At 70.2% G+C, this 19,492-nt stretch carries 18 protein-coding genes; 6 read left to right on the top strand and 12 right to left on the bottom strand.

What is annotated here, in order from left to right:
- Window positions 1-4: 4 nt before the first annotated feature.
- The 9 genes from IE209_RS34255 to IE209_RS28470 all read right to left on the bottom strand — a co-directional run bounded on the left by IE209_RS34255 (window position 5) and on the right by IE209_RS28470 (window position 8,413).
- Window positions 5-133 carry a hypothetical protein gene (locus IE209_RS34255; RefSeq protein WP_268245982.1) on the bottom strand — a complete coding sequence of 43 codons (129 nt, stop codon included), beginning with the start codon at window positions 131-133 and terminating at the stop codon, window positions 5-7.
- Window positions 134-151: 18 nt separating this feature from the next.
- Complete coding sequence (locus IE209_RS28505) at window positions 152-1,024, bottom strand: acyl-CoA dehydrogenase family protein (RefSeq protein WP_189690268.1); 873 nt, start codon at window positions 1,022-1,024, stop codon at window positions 152-154.
- Window positions 1,025-1,205: 181 nt separating this feature from the next.
- Entirely contained in the window at window positions 1,206-1,898 is a 693-nt protein-coding gene (locus IE209_RS28500) for a DJ-1/PfpI family protein (protein ID WP_189690267.1), read from the bottom strand.
- Window positions 1,895-3,067: an NAD(P)/FAD-dependent oxidoreductase gene (locus tag IE209_RS28495; RefSeq protein ID WP_189690266.1), complete on the bottom strand. Its 1,173-nt coding sequence runs from the start codon at window positions 3,065-3,067 to the stop codon at window positions 1,895-1,897. The genes IE209_RS28500 and IE209_RS28495 overlap by 4 nt, the downstream gene beginning before the upstream one ends.
- On the bottom strand, window positions 3,064-4,977 hold the full coding sequence (locus tag IE209_RS28490; RefSeq protein ID WP_189690265.1) for an ABC transporter permease: 1,914 nt from the start codon (window positions 4,975-4,977) through the stop codon (window positions 3,064-3,066). Before IE209_RS28490 ends, IE209_RS28495 begins: the two co-directional genes overlap by 4 nt.
- On the bottom strand, window positions 4,970-5,689 hold the full coding sequence (locus IE209_RS28485; protein WP_189690264.1) for an ABC transporter ATP-binding protein: 720 nt from the start codon (window positions 5,687-5,689) through the stop codon (window positions 4,970-4,972). Before IE209_RS28485 ends, IE209_RS28490 begins: the two co-directional genes overlap by 8 nt.
- A 2-nt stretch (window positions 5,690-5,691) precedes the next feature.
- Window positions 5,692-6,453 carry an ABC transporter ATP-binding protein gene (locus IE209_RS28480; RefSeq protein WP_189690263.1) on the bottom strand — a complete coding sequence of 254 codons (762 nt, stop codon included), beginning with the start codon at window positions 6,451-6,453 and terminating at the stop codon, window positions 5,692-5,694.
- Window positions 6,453-7,679, bottom strand: coding sequence for an ABC transporter substrate-binding protein (locus IE209_RS28475; RefSeq protein WP_189690262.1), 1,227 nt, complete (start codon window positions 7,677-7,679; stop codon window positions 6,453-6,455). The genes IE209_RS28480 and IE209_RS28475 overlap by 1 nt, the downstream gene beginning before the upstream one ends.
- A gap of 35 nt (window positions 7,680-7,714) precedes the next feature.
- The gene (locus IE209_RS28470) at window positions 7,715-8,413 is read right to left on the bottom strand and encodes a DJ-1/PfpI family protein (RefSeq protein ID WP_189690261.1); all 699 of its coding nucleotides are present in this window, start codon (window positions 8,411-8,413) and stop codon (window positions 7,715-7,717) included.
- 87 nt (window positions 8,414-8,500) lie between these two features.
- On the opposite strand from IE209_RS28470, the gene IE209_RS28465 reads away from it, so the two are divergent.
- Both IE209_RS28465 and IE209_RS28460 read left to right on the top strand, forming a co-directional pair.
- Entirely contained in the window at window positions 8,501-9,478 is a 978-nt protein-coding gene (locus tag IE209_RS28465) for a GlxA family transcriptional regulator (RefSeq protein WP_189690260.1), read from the top strand.
- A gap of 128 nt (window positions 9,479-9,606) precedes the next feature.
- Complete coding sequence (locus IE209_RS28460) at window positions 9,607-11,268, top strand: FAD-dependent oxidoreductase (protein WP_189690259.1); 1,662 nt, start codon at window positions 9,607-9,609, stop codon at window positions 11,266-11,268.
- Between the two features lie 12 nt (window positions 11,269-11,280).
- Here IE209_RS28460 and IE209_RS28455 read toward each other — a convergent pair whose 3' ends face one another.
- Both IE209_RS28455 and IE209_RS28450 read right to left on the bottom strand, forming a co-directional pair.
- Entirely contained in the window at window positions 11,281-12,738 is a 1,458-nt protein-coding gene (locus tag IE209_RS28455; protein WP_189690258.1) for an N-acyl-D-amino-acid deacylase family protein, read from the bottom strand.
- Window positions 12,739-12,884: 146 nt separating this feature from the next.
- The gene (locus tag IE209_RS28450; protein ID WP_189690257.1) at window positions 12,885-13,661 is read right to left on the bottom strand and encodes an IclR family transcriptional regulator; all 777 of its coding nucleotides are present in this window, start codon (window positions 13,659-13,661) and stop codon (window positions 12,885-12,887) included.
- Window positions 13,662-13,858: 197 nt separating this feature from the next.
- Here IE209_RS28450 and IE209_RS28445 point away from each other — a divergent pair, with 197 nt between their 5' ends.
- Complete coding sequence (locus tag IE209_RS28445) at window positions 13,859-14,860, top strand: SGNH/GDSL hydrolase family protein (RefSeq protein ID WP_189690256.1); 1,002 nt, start codon at window positions 13,859-13,861, stop codon at window positions 14,858-14,860.
- Between the two features lie 10 nt (window positions 14,861-14,870).
- Here IE209_RS28445 and IE209_RS28440 read toward each other — a convergent pair whose 3' ends face one another.
- Complete coding sequence (locus IE209_RS28440) at window positions 14,871-16,520, bottom strand: GMC family oxidoreductase (RefSeq protein WP_189690255.1); 1,650 nt, start codon at window positions 16,518-16,520, stop codon at window positions 14,871-14,873.
- Between the two features lie 89 nt (window positions 16,521-16,609).
- On the opposite strand from IE209_RS28440, the gene IE209_RS28435 reads away from it, so the two are divergent.
- The 3 genes from IE209_RS28435 to IE209_RS28425 all read left to right on the top strand — a co-directional run bounded on the left by IE209_RS28435 (window position 16,610) and on the right by IE209_RS28425 (window position 19,433).
- Entirely contained in the window at window positions 16,610-17,551 is a 942-nt protein-coding gene (locus tag IE209_RS28435; protein WP_189690254.1) for a LysR family transcriptional regulator, read from the top strand.
- A gap of 123 nt (window positions 17,552-17,674) precedes the next feature.
- A complete protein-coding gene (locus IE209_RS28430; RefSeq protein WP_189690253.1) occupies window positions 17,675-18,820 on the top strand; it encodes a transporter substrate-binding domain-containing protein in 1,146 nt (381 codons plus the stop codon).
- A gap of 13 nt (window positions 18,821-18,833) precedes the next feature.
- Complete coding sequence (locus tag IE209_RS28425; RefSeq protein WP_189690252.1) at window positions 18,834-19,433, top strand: ANTAR domain-containing response regulator; 600 nt, start codon at window positions 18,834-18,836, stop codon at window positions 19,431-19,433.
- Window positions 19,434-19,492 lie beyond the last annotated feature (59 nt).

The raw sequence follows: 19,492 nt of genomic DNA, 5'->3' as shown, positions 1-19,492 counted from the left end.
ACGTTCAAGGTCCGCCGCTTTCCCTGCGCTTCTTCTTTTTTCCTTCGTCGTGGTGCCACTTGATGGCGCGGAACATGCACGTTCCGAACACGAGAACCTTGAACACGATGAAAACGATGGGGACCCAATCCATGGTTCGATGACTTCCAGCTTATTGCGGGAGCGGGGCTTGGCACGGCACCGCGCCCGTCGCAGATGACAGCGCCGCCCACATCCGTCGCAGTTCGGCCAGCGGGGCAGCGTCGTGGCTTCCGCGCATGGCGGCCTGGATGGCACTGGCGAGGAGGTCCTCGATGACGGCCTGCACGCCGACGAGATGCGGGCTGCGCGCGACCGCGCTGTGGCACTGGCCCGCGAGGATGGCCGCCTGCATGCCCGATGCGAATGGAACAAGGTGGGCCACCGCCGCGGGCCCGTCCTCCGCGATGATCTCGTCTTCTCGAAGGAACACGTTCTGCAACTGGAGTGCTACGCCGGCCTCGGCCGGATGGTCCTGCACCGCCGCGTGGCGTTGGGCGATTCCGCTCTCCTCGGCCCGGAGCAGGACGAGGGAGAAGCGGGCAGCGCCCTCGAACAGGACAGGTACGGAAACCACGAACCAGTCGCGCTGCAGATTGGGCAGGGCTGGGAAGTCGCCCGACATCAACCAACCGCGGCCCGTGTCGCGGGCACGCGCGGGGGCCACCTCGCCGGCTTGCGGCCAGGAAGCGGCGCAGTTGCCGCCGATGTCGCCGTCCAGCAGGCGAGGAAGCTGGTACTCGGCGGCGCCGATGTTCTGGCTGCGCACCAGGGCCTGGACCAACAGGCGCTGCGAGGCGAGCACCAGCGCCTGCGCGGTGCAGGACCGCGCAGCATCGGCAACCGCGTGGATGGCATCGGACAGCTGTCCGCCGCCTCCACCCATGTGTGGGGGAACGCCGATCCCGAAGAGTCCGCGCGCCGCAAGGGCCTCGCGCATTCCGGCATGCGACTGCGGTTGCGCAACGGTGCGATGCGGGGGGTGGAGGTGGTGGGCTTCGTGCATGGCTGTGAAGACAGTCGCGTTGGACTTGCGGCAGGCCGTGCGCCTGGCTTGCGCGGCGGCGGTGGCGCACTGCTTGTGTCTGGTCCATGACTTTGCCCGAGCATCCGGTTCGAGACCAGATGCAGTTCGCCGAAAAAACTGCGGATCAGATGGCCCCGGGGGCCGCCGCGACGATGCGGCCCTACGCCAGCCGCCGCGCCGCCTCCACGCAGACGGCCGCGCGCCGCGCCAGCATCCCCTGCGCCATCTCTTTCACCGCCGCGACCGTGCCTGCATGGGCCACGCTGGGATGCCCACTGCCGAACGGCGGCGCCGGGTCGTATTCCAGCATCAGCTGCAGGCGCCTGGCCACGTCCTCGCCGCGCAGCAGATCGAGCAGCACGAACGCGAAGTCCAGGCCCGACGTGACGCCGGCGCCGGTCACGCGGTTGCGGTCGATCACAACACGCTCGGGCACCACCTGCACCGGGAACAGGCGCAGGAAGTCCAGCGACAGCCAATGGCAGGTGGCCTTGTAGCCGTCCAGCAGGCCGGCCGCCGCCAGCAGCAGCGAGCCGGTGCAGACGGAGGTGACCCATTGCGCGCCCTGCGCCTGCCGGCGCAGGAAGTCTGCGAGCTCTTGGTCGGCCATCAGCTCGTTCTGGCCGGGACCGCCGGGCACCACGACCACGTCGAACCGGGGTGCGTCGGCGAACGACAGCGTGGGCGTGACGACCAGGCCGGTGTCGCACTTGAGGGGTTGGCGATCCTTCCAGACCAGGTGGCAGACGCTGTGGGGCGTGCGCGCCAGCACCTCGAAGGGGCCGAGCGCGTCGAGCGAGGTCATGCCCTCGAAGACGAGGATGCCGATCTGCAAGGGGGGGGCTGTGTTCATGGCTGGCTTTCGGCGCCGCGCAGGCGCGTGGGAGACAAGGGTTCGGCACGCACGCCGCAGCGGGCGAGGTCGTCGGGCATCGGCGCGCCGGTGAGTTGGGCCGCCGCGAGCGCAGACACCGCGGCCGCGGTCTGGATGCCGTAGCCACCCTGGGCAGCCAGCCAGAAGAAGCCCGGCACCTGGGCATCCGCGCCGACCACCAGGTCGCCGTCCGGCACGAAGGACCGCAGGCCGGCCCAGGCGTGCCGCGGGCGGCGGATCTGCAGCGTGGTCATCTCCTCGATGCAGTGGATGCCGATGGCCACGTCGATCTCCTCGGGCTGCACGTCCTGCGGCGCGACCGGGTCGGCGTTGGCGGGCGAGCCCAGCAGTTGGCCGGCGTCGGGCTTGAAGTAGTAGCTCTCGTCCACGGCGATCACGGTGGGCCAGCCGGCGATGGCGGCACCGGCCGGCGCCTCGAAGGTGAAGGCGGTGCGGCGCCTGGGCTGCAGGCCGATGGGCGCCACGCCGCTGCGTTGCGCGACCACGTCGGCCCAGGCGCCTGCGGCGTTGACGAGGGTGGCGGCCGTCAGGCGGCGGCCGTCCGCCAGGCGCACCGCCCAGCGGCCCCCCTCGCGCGTGGCCTGGGCCAACTCGGCGTCGTGCAGGATCAGGCCACCGCGGGCGCGCAGGCCGCGCAGATAGCCCTGGTGCAGCGCATGCACGTCCATGTCCATCGCGTCCGGCTCGTGCACGGCGCCGCACACCATGTGCTCGCGCAGCACCGGGCAGCGCGCCAGCACCGCGCGTGCGGACAGGCGTTCGACGCCCGGAGACGCCGCGCGCAACACCGCGAAGGCCTCGGCCAGTTCGCGCTCCTGCCCGGGTTTGGCCACATGCATGCAGCCGCGCGGCGTGAGCAGCGGGTGCTCGGCGAAGCCGGGGGGCGGCGCGGAATAGAAGGCCCGGCTGGCCCGCGTGAGCGCGCGCACCATGGGGGTGCCATAGGTTTCCATGAACATCGCGGCGGAGCGGCCGGTGGCGTGGTAGCCGGGCTGCGATTCACGCTCCAGCAGGCCGACCCGCCCATGCGCTGCGAGCTGCCAGGCCACGGAGGCGCCCGCGATGCCCGCGCCCACGACCAGATGGTCGAATTCCACGGCCGCTTCCGCTGCGGTGGTTCCGTTCATGGCGCGACCGCCTGCACGCCGGGCTGCTCCGCCCCGGCCCCGGCCCGCGGCCGCGCGGGCCGGCGCCACAGCCCCGCCAGGCCGCCGGCGATGCCGCCGCGCAAGGCCAGCACCACCACGCAGAACACCAGCCCCTGCGCGACCGTCACCCAGTCCTGCAGCTCCGACATGTAGGTCTGCATGCTGATCAACGCGAGCGCGCCAAGGATGGGGCCGACGATGGTGCCCAGGCCGCCCACCAGCGTCATCAGCAGCAGCTCGCCCGACATGTGCCAACCCACGTCGGTCAGCGTGGCGATCTGCACGGCGATGGCCTTGGTGGCACCGGCCAGTCCGGTGATGGCGGCGGAGAACACGAACACGGCCAGCTTGGTGCGGTTGGCGTCGTAGCCCAGCGAGATGGCCCGCGGCTCGCTGTCGCGCACGGCCGCCACGATGCGCCCGTAGGGCGAATGCACCAGCCGCGCCACCATCAGCAGCGCGGCGCCGCAGACCAGCAGCACGAAGAAGTAGACCGACACGTCGCCCCTCAGATCCCACACCCCGAAGGCCACACCGCGCGGGATGTCCTGGATGCCGTCCTCCCCGCCGGTGAACGGCGCCTGCAGGCAGAAGAAATAGACCATCTGCGCCAGCGCCAGCGTGCACATCGCGAAGTAGATGCCCTGCAGCCGGATGGCGATGAGGCCGACCACGGCCCCCAGCGCAGCCGACACCAGCGTGGCCCCCAGGATGGCCCACTCCGGCGCCAGTCCCCAGGCCTTGGCCAGGTGCCCGGCCACGTAGGCCGCGAAGCCGAAGAACATGGCGTGGCCGAACGACAGCACGCCCATGTAGCCCAGCAGCAGGTTCACCGCGCTGGCGGCCACGGCGAAGCACAGCACCTTGACCAGGAACACCGGGTACATGAGGAAAGGCGCCGCGACCAGCGCCGCCAGCGCCACGGCCAGCAACAGCCAGCCTAGCGGCGCACGCAGCCGGGGCAGGCGGCCGGGTCGGCTGTCCAGCGCGGCGCTGGCGTGCTGCGCGATGACGCCCCTGCCGAACAGCCCCGCCGGCTTGACCAGCAGCACCACCGCCATGACGATGAAGACCACCGTGTCCGACAGCGGCGGGTGGTAGTAGCGCACCAGGCCTTCGGTCAGGCCCAGCAGATAGCCCGTGACGATGGCGCCCTTGATGGAGCCCATGCCGCCGATCACCACCACCGCGAAGATGATGACGATCAGGTTCGAGCCCATGGTCGGACTCACGTTGTAGATGGGCGCGGCGAACACGCCGGCCAGCCCCGCCAGGCCCACGCCGAAGCCATAGACCAGCGTGACCATGCGCGGCACGTTCAGGCCGAAGCTGCGCACCAGGTCGGGCCGCTCGATGGCGGCGCGCAGCGTCGCGCCCAGCCGCGTCTTCTCGATCAGGAACCAGGTGGCCAGGCACACGAGCAGCGAGGCGAACAGTGCCCACAGCCGGTAGTAGGGCAGGTAGCCCAGTGCGGTGCGCAGCCCGCCGGGCATGGGGTTGGCATAGGGCAGGCCGGCGGAGCCGAAGGCCTTGCGGTACAGGCCTTCGACGATGAGCGTGATGCCGAACGTGAGCAACAGGCCGTAGACATGGTCCAGGTGGTAGAGCCGGCGCACCAGCAGCCGCTCGAGCACGATGCCCGACAGGCCCACCGCCAGCGGCGCCAGCAGCAGCGCCCAGCCATACGGGATGCCGCCCCACTGCAGCAGCATCCACGCGGTGAACGCGCCCATCATGTACTGCGCGCCGTGCGCGAAGTTCACCACGTTGAGCAGGCCGAAGATGATGGCCAGGCCCAGGCTCATCATGGCGTAGAAGGAGCCGTTGATCAGGCCCAGCAGCAGCTGGCCGAACAGCGCGGGCGAGAGCAGTGCGAGCGATTCAAACATGTCCCATCCCCAGGTAGGCTTCGACGCGGCCGGCGCCTTGCTGCATGTCGTCGCGGGTCAGCATGTCGACCACGCGGCCGGTTTCCATGACGACGTGGCGGTCCGCCAGTTCGGCGGCGAAGCGCAGGTTCTGCTCCACCAGCAAGATGGTGAAGCCACGGCGCTTGAGCTCCAGCACCGTGCGCGCGATGAGCTTGACGATCACGGGCGCCAGGCCCTCGCTGGGTTCGTCCAGCAGCAGGCACTTGGCGCCGGTGCGCAGGATGCGGCCGATGGCCAGCATCTGCTGCTCGCCACCCGACAGCTTGGTGCCCTGGCTGGCACTGCGCTCGCGCAGGTTGGGAAACAGCGTGTAGACCTCGTCGAGCGAGAGGCCGCCGGCGCGCAGAACGGGCGGCAGCAGCAGGTTCTCGCGCACGCTGAGCTGCGAGAAGATCCCGCGTTCCTCGGGGCAGTAGGCCATGCCCAGCCGGGCGATCTGCTCGGGCAGGCAGCGCGCGATGGGCACACCTTCGAAGGTGATGGAGCCGGTCTTCTCGGCGATGAAGCCCATCAGGCACTTGAGCGTGGTCGACTTGCCGGCGCCGTTGCGGCCCAGCAGCGTGACGACTTCGCCGCGCTGCAGGTGGAAGTGGACGCCGTCGAGCACCTGGTTGCCGGCGTAGCCTGCGCTGAGGCCCTGGACGTCGAGAACGGTGGTGGATGCTGGCATGGTCAATGTCCGATGTAGGCCTCGAGCACCCGCGGGTCAGCGGCCACGGCGGCATAGCTCCCCTCGGCCAGCACCTCGCCGCGGCACAGCACGGTGACGGTGTCCGACAGCCGCTCGACCACCTTGAGGTTGTGCTCCACCATCAGGATGGTCCTGGTGCCGGCCTGGGCGGCGATGAGCTCGCTCACGCGGTGCACGTCTTCGGTGCCCAGGCCGGCCATGGGCTCGTCCAGCAGCACGAGATCGGGTTCCAGTGCGAACGTGGTGGCCAGTTCCAGCGCACGCTTGCGGCCGTAGGGCAGATCGCCCGCGGCCGTGTCGGCCCACGCGCTGAGGCCGAACTGGCGCAGCAGCGCATGCACCCGGTCGTCGAGCACCGAGAGGCAGGCGGTGGAGCGCCAGAACACCGTCTGCAGGCCGGACAGGCGCTGCAGCGGCACGCCGACGTTCTGCGCCACGGTCAGGTGCGGGAACACCGCCGAGATCTGGAACGAGCGCACCACGCCCCGGCGCGCCAGCCGCTGCGGCGCCATGCGCGTGACATCCTCGCCGCGGTAGACGATGCGGCCGGCGTCGGGCTCCAGGAAGCGCGTCAGCAGGTTGAACAGCGTGCTCTTGCCCGCGCCGTTCGGGCCGATGACCGAGTGCACCGTGTTGCGCCGCACCGTGAGGTCCACGTTCCTGACCGCCGTGAAGCCCGCGAAGCTGCGCGTGAGCCCGCGGGCGCTGAGGATGGCGGCCCCGCCATCGATGGCCGGCTCCATCACTTCGCCTTCGCAGCGGCGCTGGCGAGCAGCGGGCAGTCGCTCTGGGCCAGCGGGATGTAGGCCTCGTCCGCCGGGATCACGGCGGAGACCTTGTAGTAGTCCCAGGCGGCCTTGGACTCGGCCCTGGACTTGACCGTGACCAGCAGGAAGTCGTGCGCCAGCTTGCCGTCGTCGCGCAGCGATGCGTTGCGCGCGTACATGTCGTTCACGGGCGTGCTGCGCATCTTCTCGGCCACGGCGTCCGTGGCGTCGGTCCGGGTGGCGAGCACGGCCTTCAGGTAGTGCGTGGTGGCCGAGTACATGCCCGCCTGCGACTCCGTGGGCATGGCCTTGTGCCGCTCGAAGAAACGGCGCGCGAAGGCACGCGTGTCGTCGTTGCGGTCCCAGTACCAGGCGGAGGTGCCGGACAGGCCCTGCATCACGTCGATGCCGGCGGCGTGCACGTCGGTAATCGACAGCAGCAGCGAGACGGGACGCTGCTTGCCGTCCTGCATGCCGAACTCCTTCCACTGCTTCATCGCGTTCACGAGTTGCGCGCCCGCATTGGCGAAGGCCACGACCTTGGCGTTGGACGCCTGCGCCTGCAGCAGGAAGGCGCTGTGGTCCGAGGTGCCCATGGGGTGGAAGATCTCGCCCACCGCCTTGCCGCCACTGGCACCGATGAAGTTCTTGGCCTCCTGCACCATGTTCTTGCCGAACGCGAAATCGGCGGCGACGAAGTACCAGGTGTCCAGGCCGCTCTTGGTCAGCGTGCGCGCCGGGCCGGAGACCAGCGCGTACGAGTCGTGCACCCAGGAAAAGCCGGTCCTGGCGCATTGCTTGCCGGTCAGTTCGGTGGTGCCGACGATGCCGTACAGCGCGATCTTGTTCTTCTCCTTGATGACGGACTGCACGCCCAGCGCCACGGCGGAGTTGGCGATGTCGAGCACGGCGTCGACCTTGTCCACGTCGAACCAGCGCTTGACGATGGTCAGGCCCACGTCGGGCTTGTTCTGGTGGTCGGCCACCAGCACTTCGACGCGGGTGTCGCCCAGCTGCGCCTTCATGTCCTCCACCGCCATGCGCACCGCGAGCGCGGAGCCCGGACCGGTCAGCGCGGCATAGGGGCCGGACTGGTCGTTGATGACCCCCAGTCTGACGACCCCGTCCGAGATCTGTGCGAAGGCGGGCAGCGCGGCGAGGAATGCTGCCGCAAGGATGCAGGCGCTGGCGATCGGCTTCATGGGGCTTCCTTCATCAAAGGGTGGAGTCGGGCAGGTCAGGCAACGGGAGCGAGGCGGCGGGCCGCCTGCGCGATCTGCGGTTCGACGACATCGCGCAGCCAGGCGGCCGGCACGGCACGCGCACGTGCGACGCGCTCGGCTCCGGCCTTCTCGGGCGAGCCGCTGTCCAGCGGCGGCTGCGGGTCGTATTCCAGGCCGAGCTGGATCATGCGTGCGGCCTCCTCCCCCGCCAGTTCGGTGGCCAGCGTGAAAGCGAAATCGATGCCAGAGGTGACGCCCCCGCCGGACAGTCGGTTGCGGTCGCGCACCACGCGCGCCACCACCGGCTCGGCGCCGAACTGTGTCAGGTAGTGCCGCCACATCCAGTGGCAGGCCGATCGGTAGCCCTGCAGCAGCCCGGCCGCACCGAGCAGCAACGAGCCGTTGCAGACGGAGGTGACGTAGCGTGCGCTCGCCCCCTGGTCGCGCAGGAAGGCCATGGTCTCGGCGTCGTTGAGCTGCTCGACCACGCCGGCGCCGCCGGGCACGCAGAGCACGTCCAAGCGCGGACTGTCGGCGAAGGTGGTGGTGGGGTGGAGGCTGAAGCCCACGTCCGTCACCAGGGGCTCGAGCGCCTTCCACGCCAGGTGCACGGTGGCGCCGGGCACGCGGCTGAGCACCTGCGCGGGGCCGGTGAGATCCAGTTGGGTGACCTTGGGAAAGACTAGGAATCCGATGTGCAGAGGGTTTGTCATGGAGCTGTGGCAGGGGTCCGATCGATGGGCCATTGTTGGAGTCGCCCACCTTGGCGTAAATGACAAACGCAGGCTAATATCCGCCAGATGTCCAAGCCGCTGAACGTCGCCATCCTGGCCTTCCCGCGCTGCCAGGTGCTGGACGTGACGGGGCCGGCGATGGTGTTCGAGGCCGGCAACGACGCGCTGGGCAAGGCCCACTACAAGGTCCATATCCTCTCGGCCGAAGGTGGCACCGTGCAGACCAGCAGCGCGGTGGCCCTGGTCACCCGGCCGGTGAAGGAGCTTGCGCCTGCCTCCATCGACACCTTGCTGATCGCCGGCGGCGACGACGCGGGCCTGCAGACGCTGGTGGCCGACGAGGCGGTGCGCAAGTGGGCCGTCAGGGCCAGCAAGGGCGCGCGGCGCTACGGCTCCATCTGCACCGGCACCTTCGCACTGGCGCACTTCGGCCTGCTCGATGGCAAGCGCGTGGCCACGCACTGGTCGGCCTGCGGGACGCTGGCCGAGCGCTGCCCCGACGTCGCCGTCGACACGCAGGCGCTGTTCGTCAACGACGGCCGGCTGTGGACTTCCGCCGGCGTGACCACCGGCATCGACATGAGCCTGGAGATGGTGGCCGCGGACCTGGGCAACGCGGTGGCGCACGTCATCGCCAAGCGCCTGGTGCTGTACGCGCGCCGGCCCGGCTACCAGTCGCAGTTCAGCCCGGTGCTGACCGCGCAGTCGCACGCCGATGCGCCCTTCGCCGAGCTCATCCACTGGATGCGCGAGAACCTCGCGCTGCGCCTCGACGTGCCGCTGCTGGCCGAGAAGGTGGCGATGTCCGAGCGCACCTTCCTGCGCAAGTTCACCGCCAGCACGGGCGAGACGCCCGCGCGCTTCGTCGAGACGCTGCGGCTGGACCAGACGCGCAACCTGCTGGCGGCCGGCATGTCGCTCAAGGAGATCGCGGCGCGCACCGGCTACAACACCGGCGCGCAGCTGTCCAAGGCGTTCGACCGGCGCTTCGGCATGACACCGCTGCTGTTCCGCGAGCTGCATTGCCGCGGCCAGGCTGCATAGCGCGCGGCGGCGCTGCTGCCCACGCATCTGCACCATGCCCCGAGGGGCGATGGCCGGCGTGCGGCGATCCTGCAGAATGAAGCGGCGATCCACCCCCCACCAGCCGCCCCCCCGGCGCCGGAGAGACCATGGCCACCCCAGAGACGATCGAAGTGGAAACGCGTCGGCACCAGATGTTCCCGGTGCTGGACGCCGCCGATGCCGCGCGCGTGCGCCGCTTCGGCGAACTGCGGCACTACCCCCGCGGCAGCTGCCTGTTCCGCGCAGGCGAGCCGGGACCCGGCCTGTACCTCGTGTTGTCGGGTGCGGTGGCGATCACGCAGCGCGACGGCCTGGGCCGCGTGACGCCGGTGGCGGTGCAGGGGCCGGGCCAGTTCCTGGCGGAGGTCGGCACGCTGTCGGGCCAGCCTGCGCTGGTCGACGGCCATGCCGAAGAGGACGTGCAGGCGCTGCTGGTGCCACCCGAGCAGTTGCGCGCCCTGATCGTGGCCGAGGCCGACCTGGGCGAGCGCATCGTGCGGGCACTGATCCTGCGGCGCGTGGCGCTCATCGACGCAGGGGCCAGCGGCCCGGTGCTGATGGGCCCGCCCGATTCGGCCGACGTGGTGCGTCTGCAGAACTTCCTGCGCCGCAACGGCCAGCCCTACCACGTGGTGGATGCGTCCACCGACGCCGACGCAGCGACCCTGCTGGAGCAGTACGGCGAGGCCAGCCTGCTGGTGGCCTGCCCCAACGGCGCCGTGCTGGTCAACCCGAGCGAAGACGCGCTGGCCCGCTGCATCGGCATGGTCGACACCGCTGAGCACGCCGACCTGTTCGACGTGGTCGTGGTGGGCGCCGGCCCGGCGGGGCTGGCGACGGCCGTCTACGCGGCCTCCGAAGGGCTGCGCGTGATCGTGCTGGACTGCCGCAGCTATGGCGGGCAAGCCGGCGCCAGCGCGCGCATCGAGAACTACCTGGGCTTTCCCACCGGCATCTCGGGCGGCGCACTGGCCGGGCGCGCCTACGTGCAGGCGCAGAAGTTCGGCGCCGAGATGATGATCCCGGCCAAGGCCGTGTCGCTGGACTGCAGCGGCACACACACCGGCGAGGGTCTGCGCGTGGGGCTGGCCGACGGCCGGCAACTGCGCGCGCGCACCGTGGTGGTGGCCAGCGGCGCGCGCTACCGCCGCCCGCAGGTGCCGCGGCTGTCGGAGTTCGAGGGCCGCGGCGTCTGGTACTGGGCCTCGGCCATCGAGGCGCGCATGTGCACCAAGCAGGAGGTGGCGCTGGTCGGCGGCGGCAACTCGGCCGGGCAGGCCGCGGTGTTCCTCTCGCAGCACGCGGCGCTCGTCAACATCCTGGTGCGCGGGCCCTCGCTGGCGGCGAGCATGTCGCGCTACCTGATCGACCGCATCGAGGCATCGCCCAACATCGTGCTGCGCCCGCACACCGAGCTGGTCAGCCTGCACGGCGAGCCCGCCACCGGGCTGGAAGGCGCGACCTGGCGCGACGCGCGCACCGGCGGCCAGCACGATTGCCCGGCCCGCAACCTGTTCCTGTTCGTCGGTGCCGAACCCGAGGCCGACTGGCTGCAGGGCTGCGGCGTGGCCGTGGACCGCCACGGCTTCGTGCAGACCGGAGACGATGCGCAGGCCAAGGGCACGCTGGAGACCAGCGTGCCGGGCGTGTTCGCGGTGGGCGACGTGCGATCGGGCTCGGTCAAGCGCGTGGGCGGCGCCATCGGCGAAGGCGCGGCCGCGGTGGCGCAGATCCATGCGCACCTGGCCCAGCTGTCGGCGACGGCCTGAGCGGCGTGGCGCTCACGCGGCGCGCGGGTCCTGCCGCGTGATGACCTGGCCGCTGCGCGCACCCGTGTGCGCACCGTGCTGCCAGGCGATGGTGCCGTTGACGACCACGGCATCGATGCCCTCGGCGGCCCGCGTCGGCGCCTCGTAGCTGGCGGCGTCGCGGACGGTGGCCGCATCGAAGACCACGATGTCGGCATGCTGGCCCTCCTGCAGCGTGCCGCGGCCCTGCAGGCCGAAGTTGCGCGCGGTCAGGCCGGTCATCTTCCACACCGCGGTCTCGAGCGGGAACAGGCCGATGTCGCGGCTGTAGTGGCCCAGCACGCGCGGGAAGGTGCCCCACAGGCGCGGGTGCGGCTTGTCGCCCAGCGGGATGCCGTCGGAGCCGATCATGGTCTCGTCGAAGGCCAGCACGCGCTGCACGTCGTCCTCGTCCATCATGAAGTAGATGGCGCTGCCGGGCTGCAGGCGGCGCGCGGCTTCCTCCTTGGGCACGTCCCATTCGGCGGCGATGTCGGCCAGGTCGCGGCCGGCACATTCGGGGTGCGGCTCGGAGCTCGCGATCAGCACGCGGTTGTCCAGCATGCCGCGGTCGGTGCGGATCATGGTGGAGCCGGCCGTGTAGGGGTAGCAGTCGAGCGCCACGCACTGGTGCCGCATGGCCTCGCGGATCAGCGGCAGCGTGCGCTGGGTCTTGCCGAAGTTGGGCGTGTGCATGGCCTTGTGGTGCGACAGCACCACGGGAACGCCCAGCGCGCGGCCGATGGCGAAGGACTCCCCCAGCGCTTCCACGATCCGGTCGGCCTCGTCGCGCAGGTGCGTCACGTAGACCGCGCTGCGCCCGCTCAGCGGGCGGCCCACGGCGATGATCTCGTCGGTGCTCGCGTGCGCGGCGGTGGCGTAGAAGGTGCCGGTGGACAGGCCGATGGCGCCGGCCGCCATGGCCTCTTCCACATGGGCACGCATGGTGGCGATCTCGGCGGCGCTGGCCGGCCGGTCGAGGCTGTCCATGGCCACGCCGCGCAGCGTCGAATGCCCCACCAGTGCGGCCACGTTCACCGCGGACGGCGTGGCGCGCAGCGCGGCCAGGTACGCGGCGAAGCTGGTGAAGCGGCCCTGCGCCGGCGCGTCGATGAGGTTCAGCGGCATCGGCAGGTCCATGCCGTCGCGCAGCGGCGCGGCGCTCACGCCGCAGTTGCCCGTGACCACCGTCGTCACGCCCTGCGAGACCTTGAAGGGCATGGCCGGCTGCGAGAGCACGGCCTGGTCGTCGTGCGTGTGCGAATCGATGAAGCCCGGCGCGACGATGCGGCCGGCGGCGTCGATCACGGTGTCGGCCGCTGCGGCCGACAGGTCACCGACGGCGGCGATGCGCCCTTGCCGCACACCGACGTCGGCCGCGAAGCGCGGGCGCCTGGTGCCGTCGATCACCGTGCCGCCGCGAATCAGCAGGTCGAATGGGATGGGGTTCATGGCGAGCCGGCCCTTGCGAGAAAGCTGCCATTGTGGGAAGGGGACGGGCTGGCGTAAATGACAAATGCGCGGTCATTTCCGCCACCGGGCCCGAGGCGGAGGTTTCGGGCCGTCGACGGTTTCTGCGCTGCTGGAGCCGCGCGCGCTCAGGACAGCCCGGCCTTGCCGCTCAGCGCCTTGGTCGCGCCCATCAGCATGGGCGCAAAGCGCTTGGCGAAGGCCTCGGCGTCCCAGTCGGCCAGCGAGCCCGAGATGTCGATCGCGGCGATGGGCCGGCCCTCGTGGTCCAGCACGGCGCTGGCCAGGTTGATCTCGCCCAGCATGCTCTCTTCGGAGGCCACCGCATAACCATCGGCCGCGGCCTGCGCCACCAGCGCGCGGATGCGGTCGGCATCGGTGATGGTGCGCGTGGTCAGCGGCTTGGACTGGCTGCGCGCGAGGATGCTGTCGACCTCGTCCGCAGGCAGGTGCGACATGATGGCGCGGCCGCTGGCGGTGTGTACGGTGGCCAGCCGGCGGCCGATCAGCGTGGTGGTGTAGGTCTGGCGCTTGGTCTGGCGGCGCAGCGCGAAGATGATGGTCAGGTCATCGAACAGGCTCAGCTCCACACGCTCGCCCGATTCGCGCTGCACGTCCACGATCAGCGGCGTGGCGCGCTCCAGCAAGGGCACGCTGCGCAGGTAGTCGAAGGTGCGCTCGAGGATCTTCTTGCCCGGCATGAAGCCGCGACCGCTCACGCCGCGCTCCAGGTAGCCCAACGTGACCAGCGTGTAGGTCATGCGCTGGGCCGCGCTGCGGTCCATCTCGCAGTACTCGGCGATCTCGTTGAGGCTCAGCGGCGCGGGGTGTTCGGCAAAGCACTCCAGGACCTTCATGCCCTTGGCGAGCGATTGGATGAACAAGGTGTCGGGGCGGGCGGACATCCTGCGGAGGATACCTCACAGGTATCGCATTTCAATGCACAAAAATTGAGAAACGATATGTCTCCGAACGGATCGGCATGGGATCCGTCTTCCAATCCAGGCAACCGCCGTTACACATTCGTTGAGTTTCCATACCGAATCTGGCATCTCGTTACGTAAGATGCCCTCCTCGATACCCGATCCCCTGGGAGGAAACCATGTTCGCGAACCGACTGCGCACGCTGTGGCGCCTGCTCTGCCTTGCCCTGTGTCTGACGCTGTTGCCAGCCGCCTGGGCCGGCAAGGTCAGCTACCCTGGCTTCTACGTGTTCGGCGACAGCCTGTCGGATACCGGCAACGACTACATCGTCAGCGGCAGCATGGGCATGACGCCCGCGATCCCACCCTCGGCCACGCCTTACGCCACCTACTGGCAGGGCCGCTTCAGCAACGGCCCCGTGGCGGCCGAGTACCTGTGGCGCCTGATGGCGCGCAAGAACAACGCCGAGCTCTCGCCTTCGGTGACCGATCCCACGCTGAGCACCAAGCCGGCCCTGAGCTTCGCCTTCGGCGGCTCGGCCTCGGGCGTGTCCACGCCCACGCCCATGGGCTTCACGGTGCCCGGCCTGCTGGGCCAGGTCGGCCAGTTCACGACCGCGCTGAATGGGCGCAAGGCGCCCGACAACGCGCTGTACATGGTCTGGAGCGGCTCCAACGACTATCTGCAGATGCTCACGAGCGACCCCTACACGGTGGTGGCCAACGTGACCACCGCGATCCGCGGCCTGTACGTGGCCGGCGCGCGCGACTTCATCGTGCCCAACCTGGCCGACATGGGCATCACGCCCTTCGCCGTGGCGCAGAACGCCGGCCCGCAGTTCACGGCGCTGAGCCAGCAGCACAACGCGCAGCTCAAGACCGCACTGGCCAACCTCGCACGCGAACTGCGCGGCGCGCGCATCGTGACCGTGGACGTGTACAAGCTCGGCGCGACCATGCTCTCCACCGGCCTCATCATCGACGACGTGCCGGCCGCCGAGTTCCTGGCCCCGGGCAAGGGCGCGGCCACCTGCCTGTTCACCAACCCGGCCACCTGCGTGGACGTGACGCAGCCGGCCTTCATGCCGCCCTTCCTGTTCTGGGACGCGATGCACCCGACCACGCAGGTGCATGGCGTGATCGGCACGGCGATGTTCGCCGCGCTGCTGACGCAGCGCTGAGCGGCGTAGCTCAGCCGCGCGCTTCTTCCAGCACCCAGGCCGCGGCCTTCTCGGCCATCATGAGCGTGGGGCTGTTGGTGTTGCCGCTGGTGATGGTGGGCATGGCGCCGGCATCGACCACGCGCAGCCCCGCGATGCGGCCACCCCGCCCATCGCGCACCCGCATGCGGCTGTCGAGCACGGCCTTGCTGTCACCGTCGCGGCCCATGGCCGTGGTGCCCACGGGGTGGAAGATGGTGGTGGCGATGTCGCCGGCCAGGCGCGCGAGGTCTTCGTCGCTCTGGTACTGCGGGCCGGGCTTGTATTCCTCGGGCTTGAACGGTGCCAAGGCGGGCTGGGCCGCGATGCGGCGCGTCACGCGCAGCGAATCCGCGGCGACCTGCCGGTCGGCGTCGGTGCTCAGGTAGTTGGGCGCGATGGCCGGTGCGTCGCCGAAGCGCGGGCTCCGGATGCGCACGCTGCCGCGGCTCGTGGGGTTGAGGTTGCACACGCTCGCGGTGAAGGCCGGGAAGCTGTGCAGCGGCTCGCCGAAGGCGTCCAGCGAGAGCGGCTGCACGTGGTACTGGATGTTGGCATGCGGGCGGCCCGGATCGCTGCGCGTGAACGCGCCCAGTTGCGAGGGCGCCATGCTCATGGGCCCGCTGCGCGAAAGCAGGTACTGCAGGCCGATGCGGGCCTTGCCTGCGAGAGAGGAGGCCAGCACGTTGAGGGTCGGGGCACCGGAGATCTTGTAGACGGCGCGGATCTGCAGGTGGTCCTGCAGGTTCTCGCCCACGCCGGGCAGGTCGGCCTGCACCGCGATGCCGTGCTGCTGCAGCAGCGCACCGGGGCCGATGCCCGACAGCTGCAGCAACTGCGGCGAGCCGATCGCGCCAGCGCACAGCAGCACCTCGCGCGTGGCACGCACCGTCACCAGTTCGCCGCCGGTCCAGACCTCGGCACCGGTGCAGCGCAGGCCGCCGTCGGCCTGGCGCTCGAGCAGCAGGCGCGCGACCTGGCCGCCGGTCCACAGCTCGAAGTTGGGGCGGCCGTAGCAGGTCGGGCGCAGGAAGGCCTTGGCCGTGTTCCAGCGCCAGCCGCTCTTCTGGTTGACCTGGAAGTAGCCCACGCCCTCGTTGTCGCCGCGGTTGAAGTCCGTGCTGTGCGGCACGCCGGCCTGCTGCGCGGCCTGCGCGAAGGCGTCCAGGATGTCCCAGCGCAGGCGCTGCTTTTCCACGCGCCACTCGCCGCCGGCGCCGTGCATGTCATCCGCACCCAGGTAGTGGTCCTCGTGCTGCTTGAAGGCCGGCAGCACGTTGTCCCAGCGCCAGGTGGCGTCGCCCGTGGCCTCGGCCCAGCCCGCGTAGTCGCGCGCCTGGCCGCGCATGTAGATCATGCCGTTGATGGACGAGCAGCCGCCCAGCGTCTTGCCGCGCGGGTAGCGCAGCGTGCGGCCGTTGAGGCCCGCATCGGGCTCGGTCTGGTAGAGCCAGTCGGTGCGCGGGTTGCCGATGCAGTAGAGGTAACCCACCGGGATGTGGATCCAGTGGTAGTCGTCGCGGCCGCCGGCCTCGATCAGCAGCACGCGGCGCAACGGGTCCTGGCTCAGGCGGTTGGCCATCAGGCTGCCGGCCGTGCCCGCGCCGATGACGATGTGGTCGAAGGTATTGCTGCCGCTCATGCTGGTGTCTCCCTGGGGGCGCGAGTGTCGCTTGCGCACACGAGCGCCGCCAATGAGTTCTGACCCCTACTGGTATAAGCGGCACAAATATGAACCCTGCCCTGCTCGACCTGCACCTGCTGCGCGCCTTCGTCGCCGTTGCGCGCGAAGGCAGCGTCTCGCGTGCCGCCGCCCAGCTGCACCGCACGCAGCCGGCGCTGAGCCTGCAGCTCAAGAAGCTGTCCGAGGCCAGCGGGCTGGAGCTGTTCCAGCGCGCCGCCCACGGCATGGCGCTGTCGGCCGATGGCGCGGCGCTGCTGCAGCTGGCCGAGCGCACGTTGGCCGCGGCCGAGGACTTCGCGCGCGGCGTGGAACGGCTGCACGGCAGCGCGCGCGGCCTGCTGCGCATCGGCACCATCCTCGACCCGTCCTTCCTGCGGCTGGGCGACTGGCTGGGAGCGCTGGTGCGCTCGGCGCCGCAGATCGCGACCGAGTTGCGCCACGGCATCAGCGGCAGCGTGCTGGCGCAGCTGCAGCAGGGGCAGCTCGACGTGTGCTTCTACCTGAGCCCCAGCCTGGCCGCGACCCAGGCGCTGCAGTTGGCCGGGCGCACGCTCACGCGCTTCGACTACCGCGTGGTGGCGCCCGCCGGCTGGGGGCCGCAGGTGGCCGGGCGCGACTGGGAGGCGCTCGCCACCCTGCCCTGGCTGGAAACACCGCCCGAATCGGCCCACCACCGGCTGCTGCAGGGCGTGTTCGGCCCGCGCGGCCTGGCGCCACGGCGCGCGGCACTGGTGGACCAAGAGGCCTCGATGCTGGACCTCATCAAGTCGGGCGTGGGCCTGTCGCTGGTGCGCGACGCGATCGCCATCCGCGAGAGCCAGACGCACGGCCTGGCCGTGGCCGACCGGGTGCGCATTCCCTGCGAGCTGCAGTTCGTGTGCCTGGCCCCACGGCAGGGCGATGCGGTGGTGCAGGCGGCATGGCGGGCGTTGGAGCAGGTGTGGGGCGCCGCCGATGGTCCGACGGAGGGCTTCGGGTTTTCCCCGTGACGCTGTTACAGTGGCGCCGGACCGCGGTGCCGCAGCGCCCGTCCCCCATGACTTCGGAGCAGTGAAGCTCCCAACGGCCCACCGCGTGGCCGTTGGGAGCTTTTTTCATTTGGAGAGCAGCACGTGAGCACACCCACAGAACGAACCTGGCGCGTCGGCGTCCTGTTCTCCACCACCGGGGTGACCGCTGCGGTGGAGCGCACGCAGCAGGCCGCCACCCTGCTGGCCATCGAAGAGATCAACGCCGAAGGCGGTGTGCTCGGCCGCCCGATCGAACCGGTGCTGCACGACCCCGAATCGCGCCCCAAGCGCTACGGCGAACTGGCCAAGCAACTGTGCGACCAGGACGGCGTGCGCGTGGTCTTCGGCGGGCACATGTCGAGCACGCGCAAGGCGCTGCTTCCGGTGGTCGAGGCGCACCGTGCGCTGCTGTTCTATCCCACGCTGTACGAAGGCTTCGAGTACTCGCCCAATTGCGTCTACACCGGCGCGGCGCCCAACCAGAACTCGGTGCAGCTGGTGCGCTACCTGACACGCCACTTCGGCAAGCGGCTGTTCCTGATCGGCTCGGACTACGTCTACCCCTACGAGTCCAACCGCATCATCGCGGACCTGTTCCGCCAGGCCGGCGGCGAGGTCCTGGACGAGATGTACGTGCCGCTGCGCGTGGCCGACATCGACATGGCCAAGGTGCTGCGCCGCATCCAGGCTGCGCGGCCGGACGCGATCTACTCCACCGTGGTGGGCGACGGCATCGCGCGCTTCTACACCGCCTACCGCGAGGCCGGCTACGACCAGCGTACGCACCCGATCGCGAGCCAGTCCACGCAGGAGGCCGAGATCGCGCAGATGTCGGTGGAAGCGGCGCGCGGCAGCATCACGGCCGCGCCCTACTTCTCGACGCTGCAGACGCCGGCCAACCTCAGGTTCGTCGCCGCCTGGCGCAAGCGCTTCGGGGCCGATCTGCCGATCACCGCCAACGCCGAGGCGGCCTACTTCCAGGTCAAGCTGTACGCGCAGACGCTGGAGCGCGCTGGCGACGACCGGCTCGACGCGATGCTGCCGCACCTGCACGAGCACGAGTTCGATGCGCCGCAGGGCCGCGTGCGCATCGACAAGGAGAACCACCACACCTACCTGTGGCCACGCGTGGCCCGGGTCGACGACAGCGGCCAGTTCCGCGTCGTCGACGACCCGGAGGTCCGCGTCAAGCCGGACCCCTACATGTACGAGAGCCGGTTCGACCCGCTCGCGGGCCGCCTGGAGTGATCGGGAGTCACGCATGCCCATCTCGTTGCTGCGCCAACTGCCGGAGTTGAAGGTCGTCGTGGTCCATCCACCGGACGAGGAAGGCGATGCGCTGGTCAGCCACCTGCGCCGCGTGGGTTGCATGGTCAGCATGGTCTGGCCGGTGCCCGAGGCGCTGGCCGCGAACGCCGACGTGCTGTTCCTGCTCATCGAGGGCGAAGGGCGGCATGCCACGGAAGTGCTGCTGAAGTCGCTGGCCAAGCCCGAGCCGACCGTGATTGCGATCGTCAACTACGAGGACCCGACCACGCTGCAGCTGGTGCTGGAGAGCGGCGCCTTCGCCGTCGTGCAAAAGCCCATCAAGCCCTTCGGCCTGCTGGCCAGCCTGGTGGCGGCACGCAGCATCTGGGCCGAGCGGCAGACCCTGCTCAAGGAGAACCGCAAGCTGCGCCGCAAGATCGCGAGCGACCAGGCCATGAGCCGCGCCAAGACCATCCTGATGGCGTCCAAGGGCATCAGCGAGGGCGATGCCTATCAGGCCATCCGCGCGCAGGCCATGGCCAAGCGGCTGTCGATGGAGCAGATCGCCAGCTCCATCATCAACATGGAAACTTTGTTGCACAGCGCGGGCTGATGCATATAAGATTCCGAACGTTGCATCGGCGAAATTCGCAGATGCGGCGGCCGCACCCC

It is taken from the genome of Pseudorhodoferax aquiterrae (genome assembly GCF_014652235.1).
Classification (GTDB): domain Bacteria; phylum Pseudomonadota; class Gammaproteobacteria; order Burkholderiales; family Burkholderiaceae_C; genus Pseudorhodoferax; species Pseudorhodoferax aquiterrae.
This window is presented reverse-complemented; position numbering and strand designations above follow the sequence as displayed.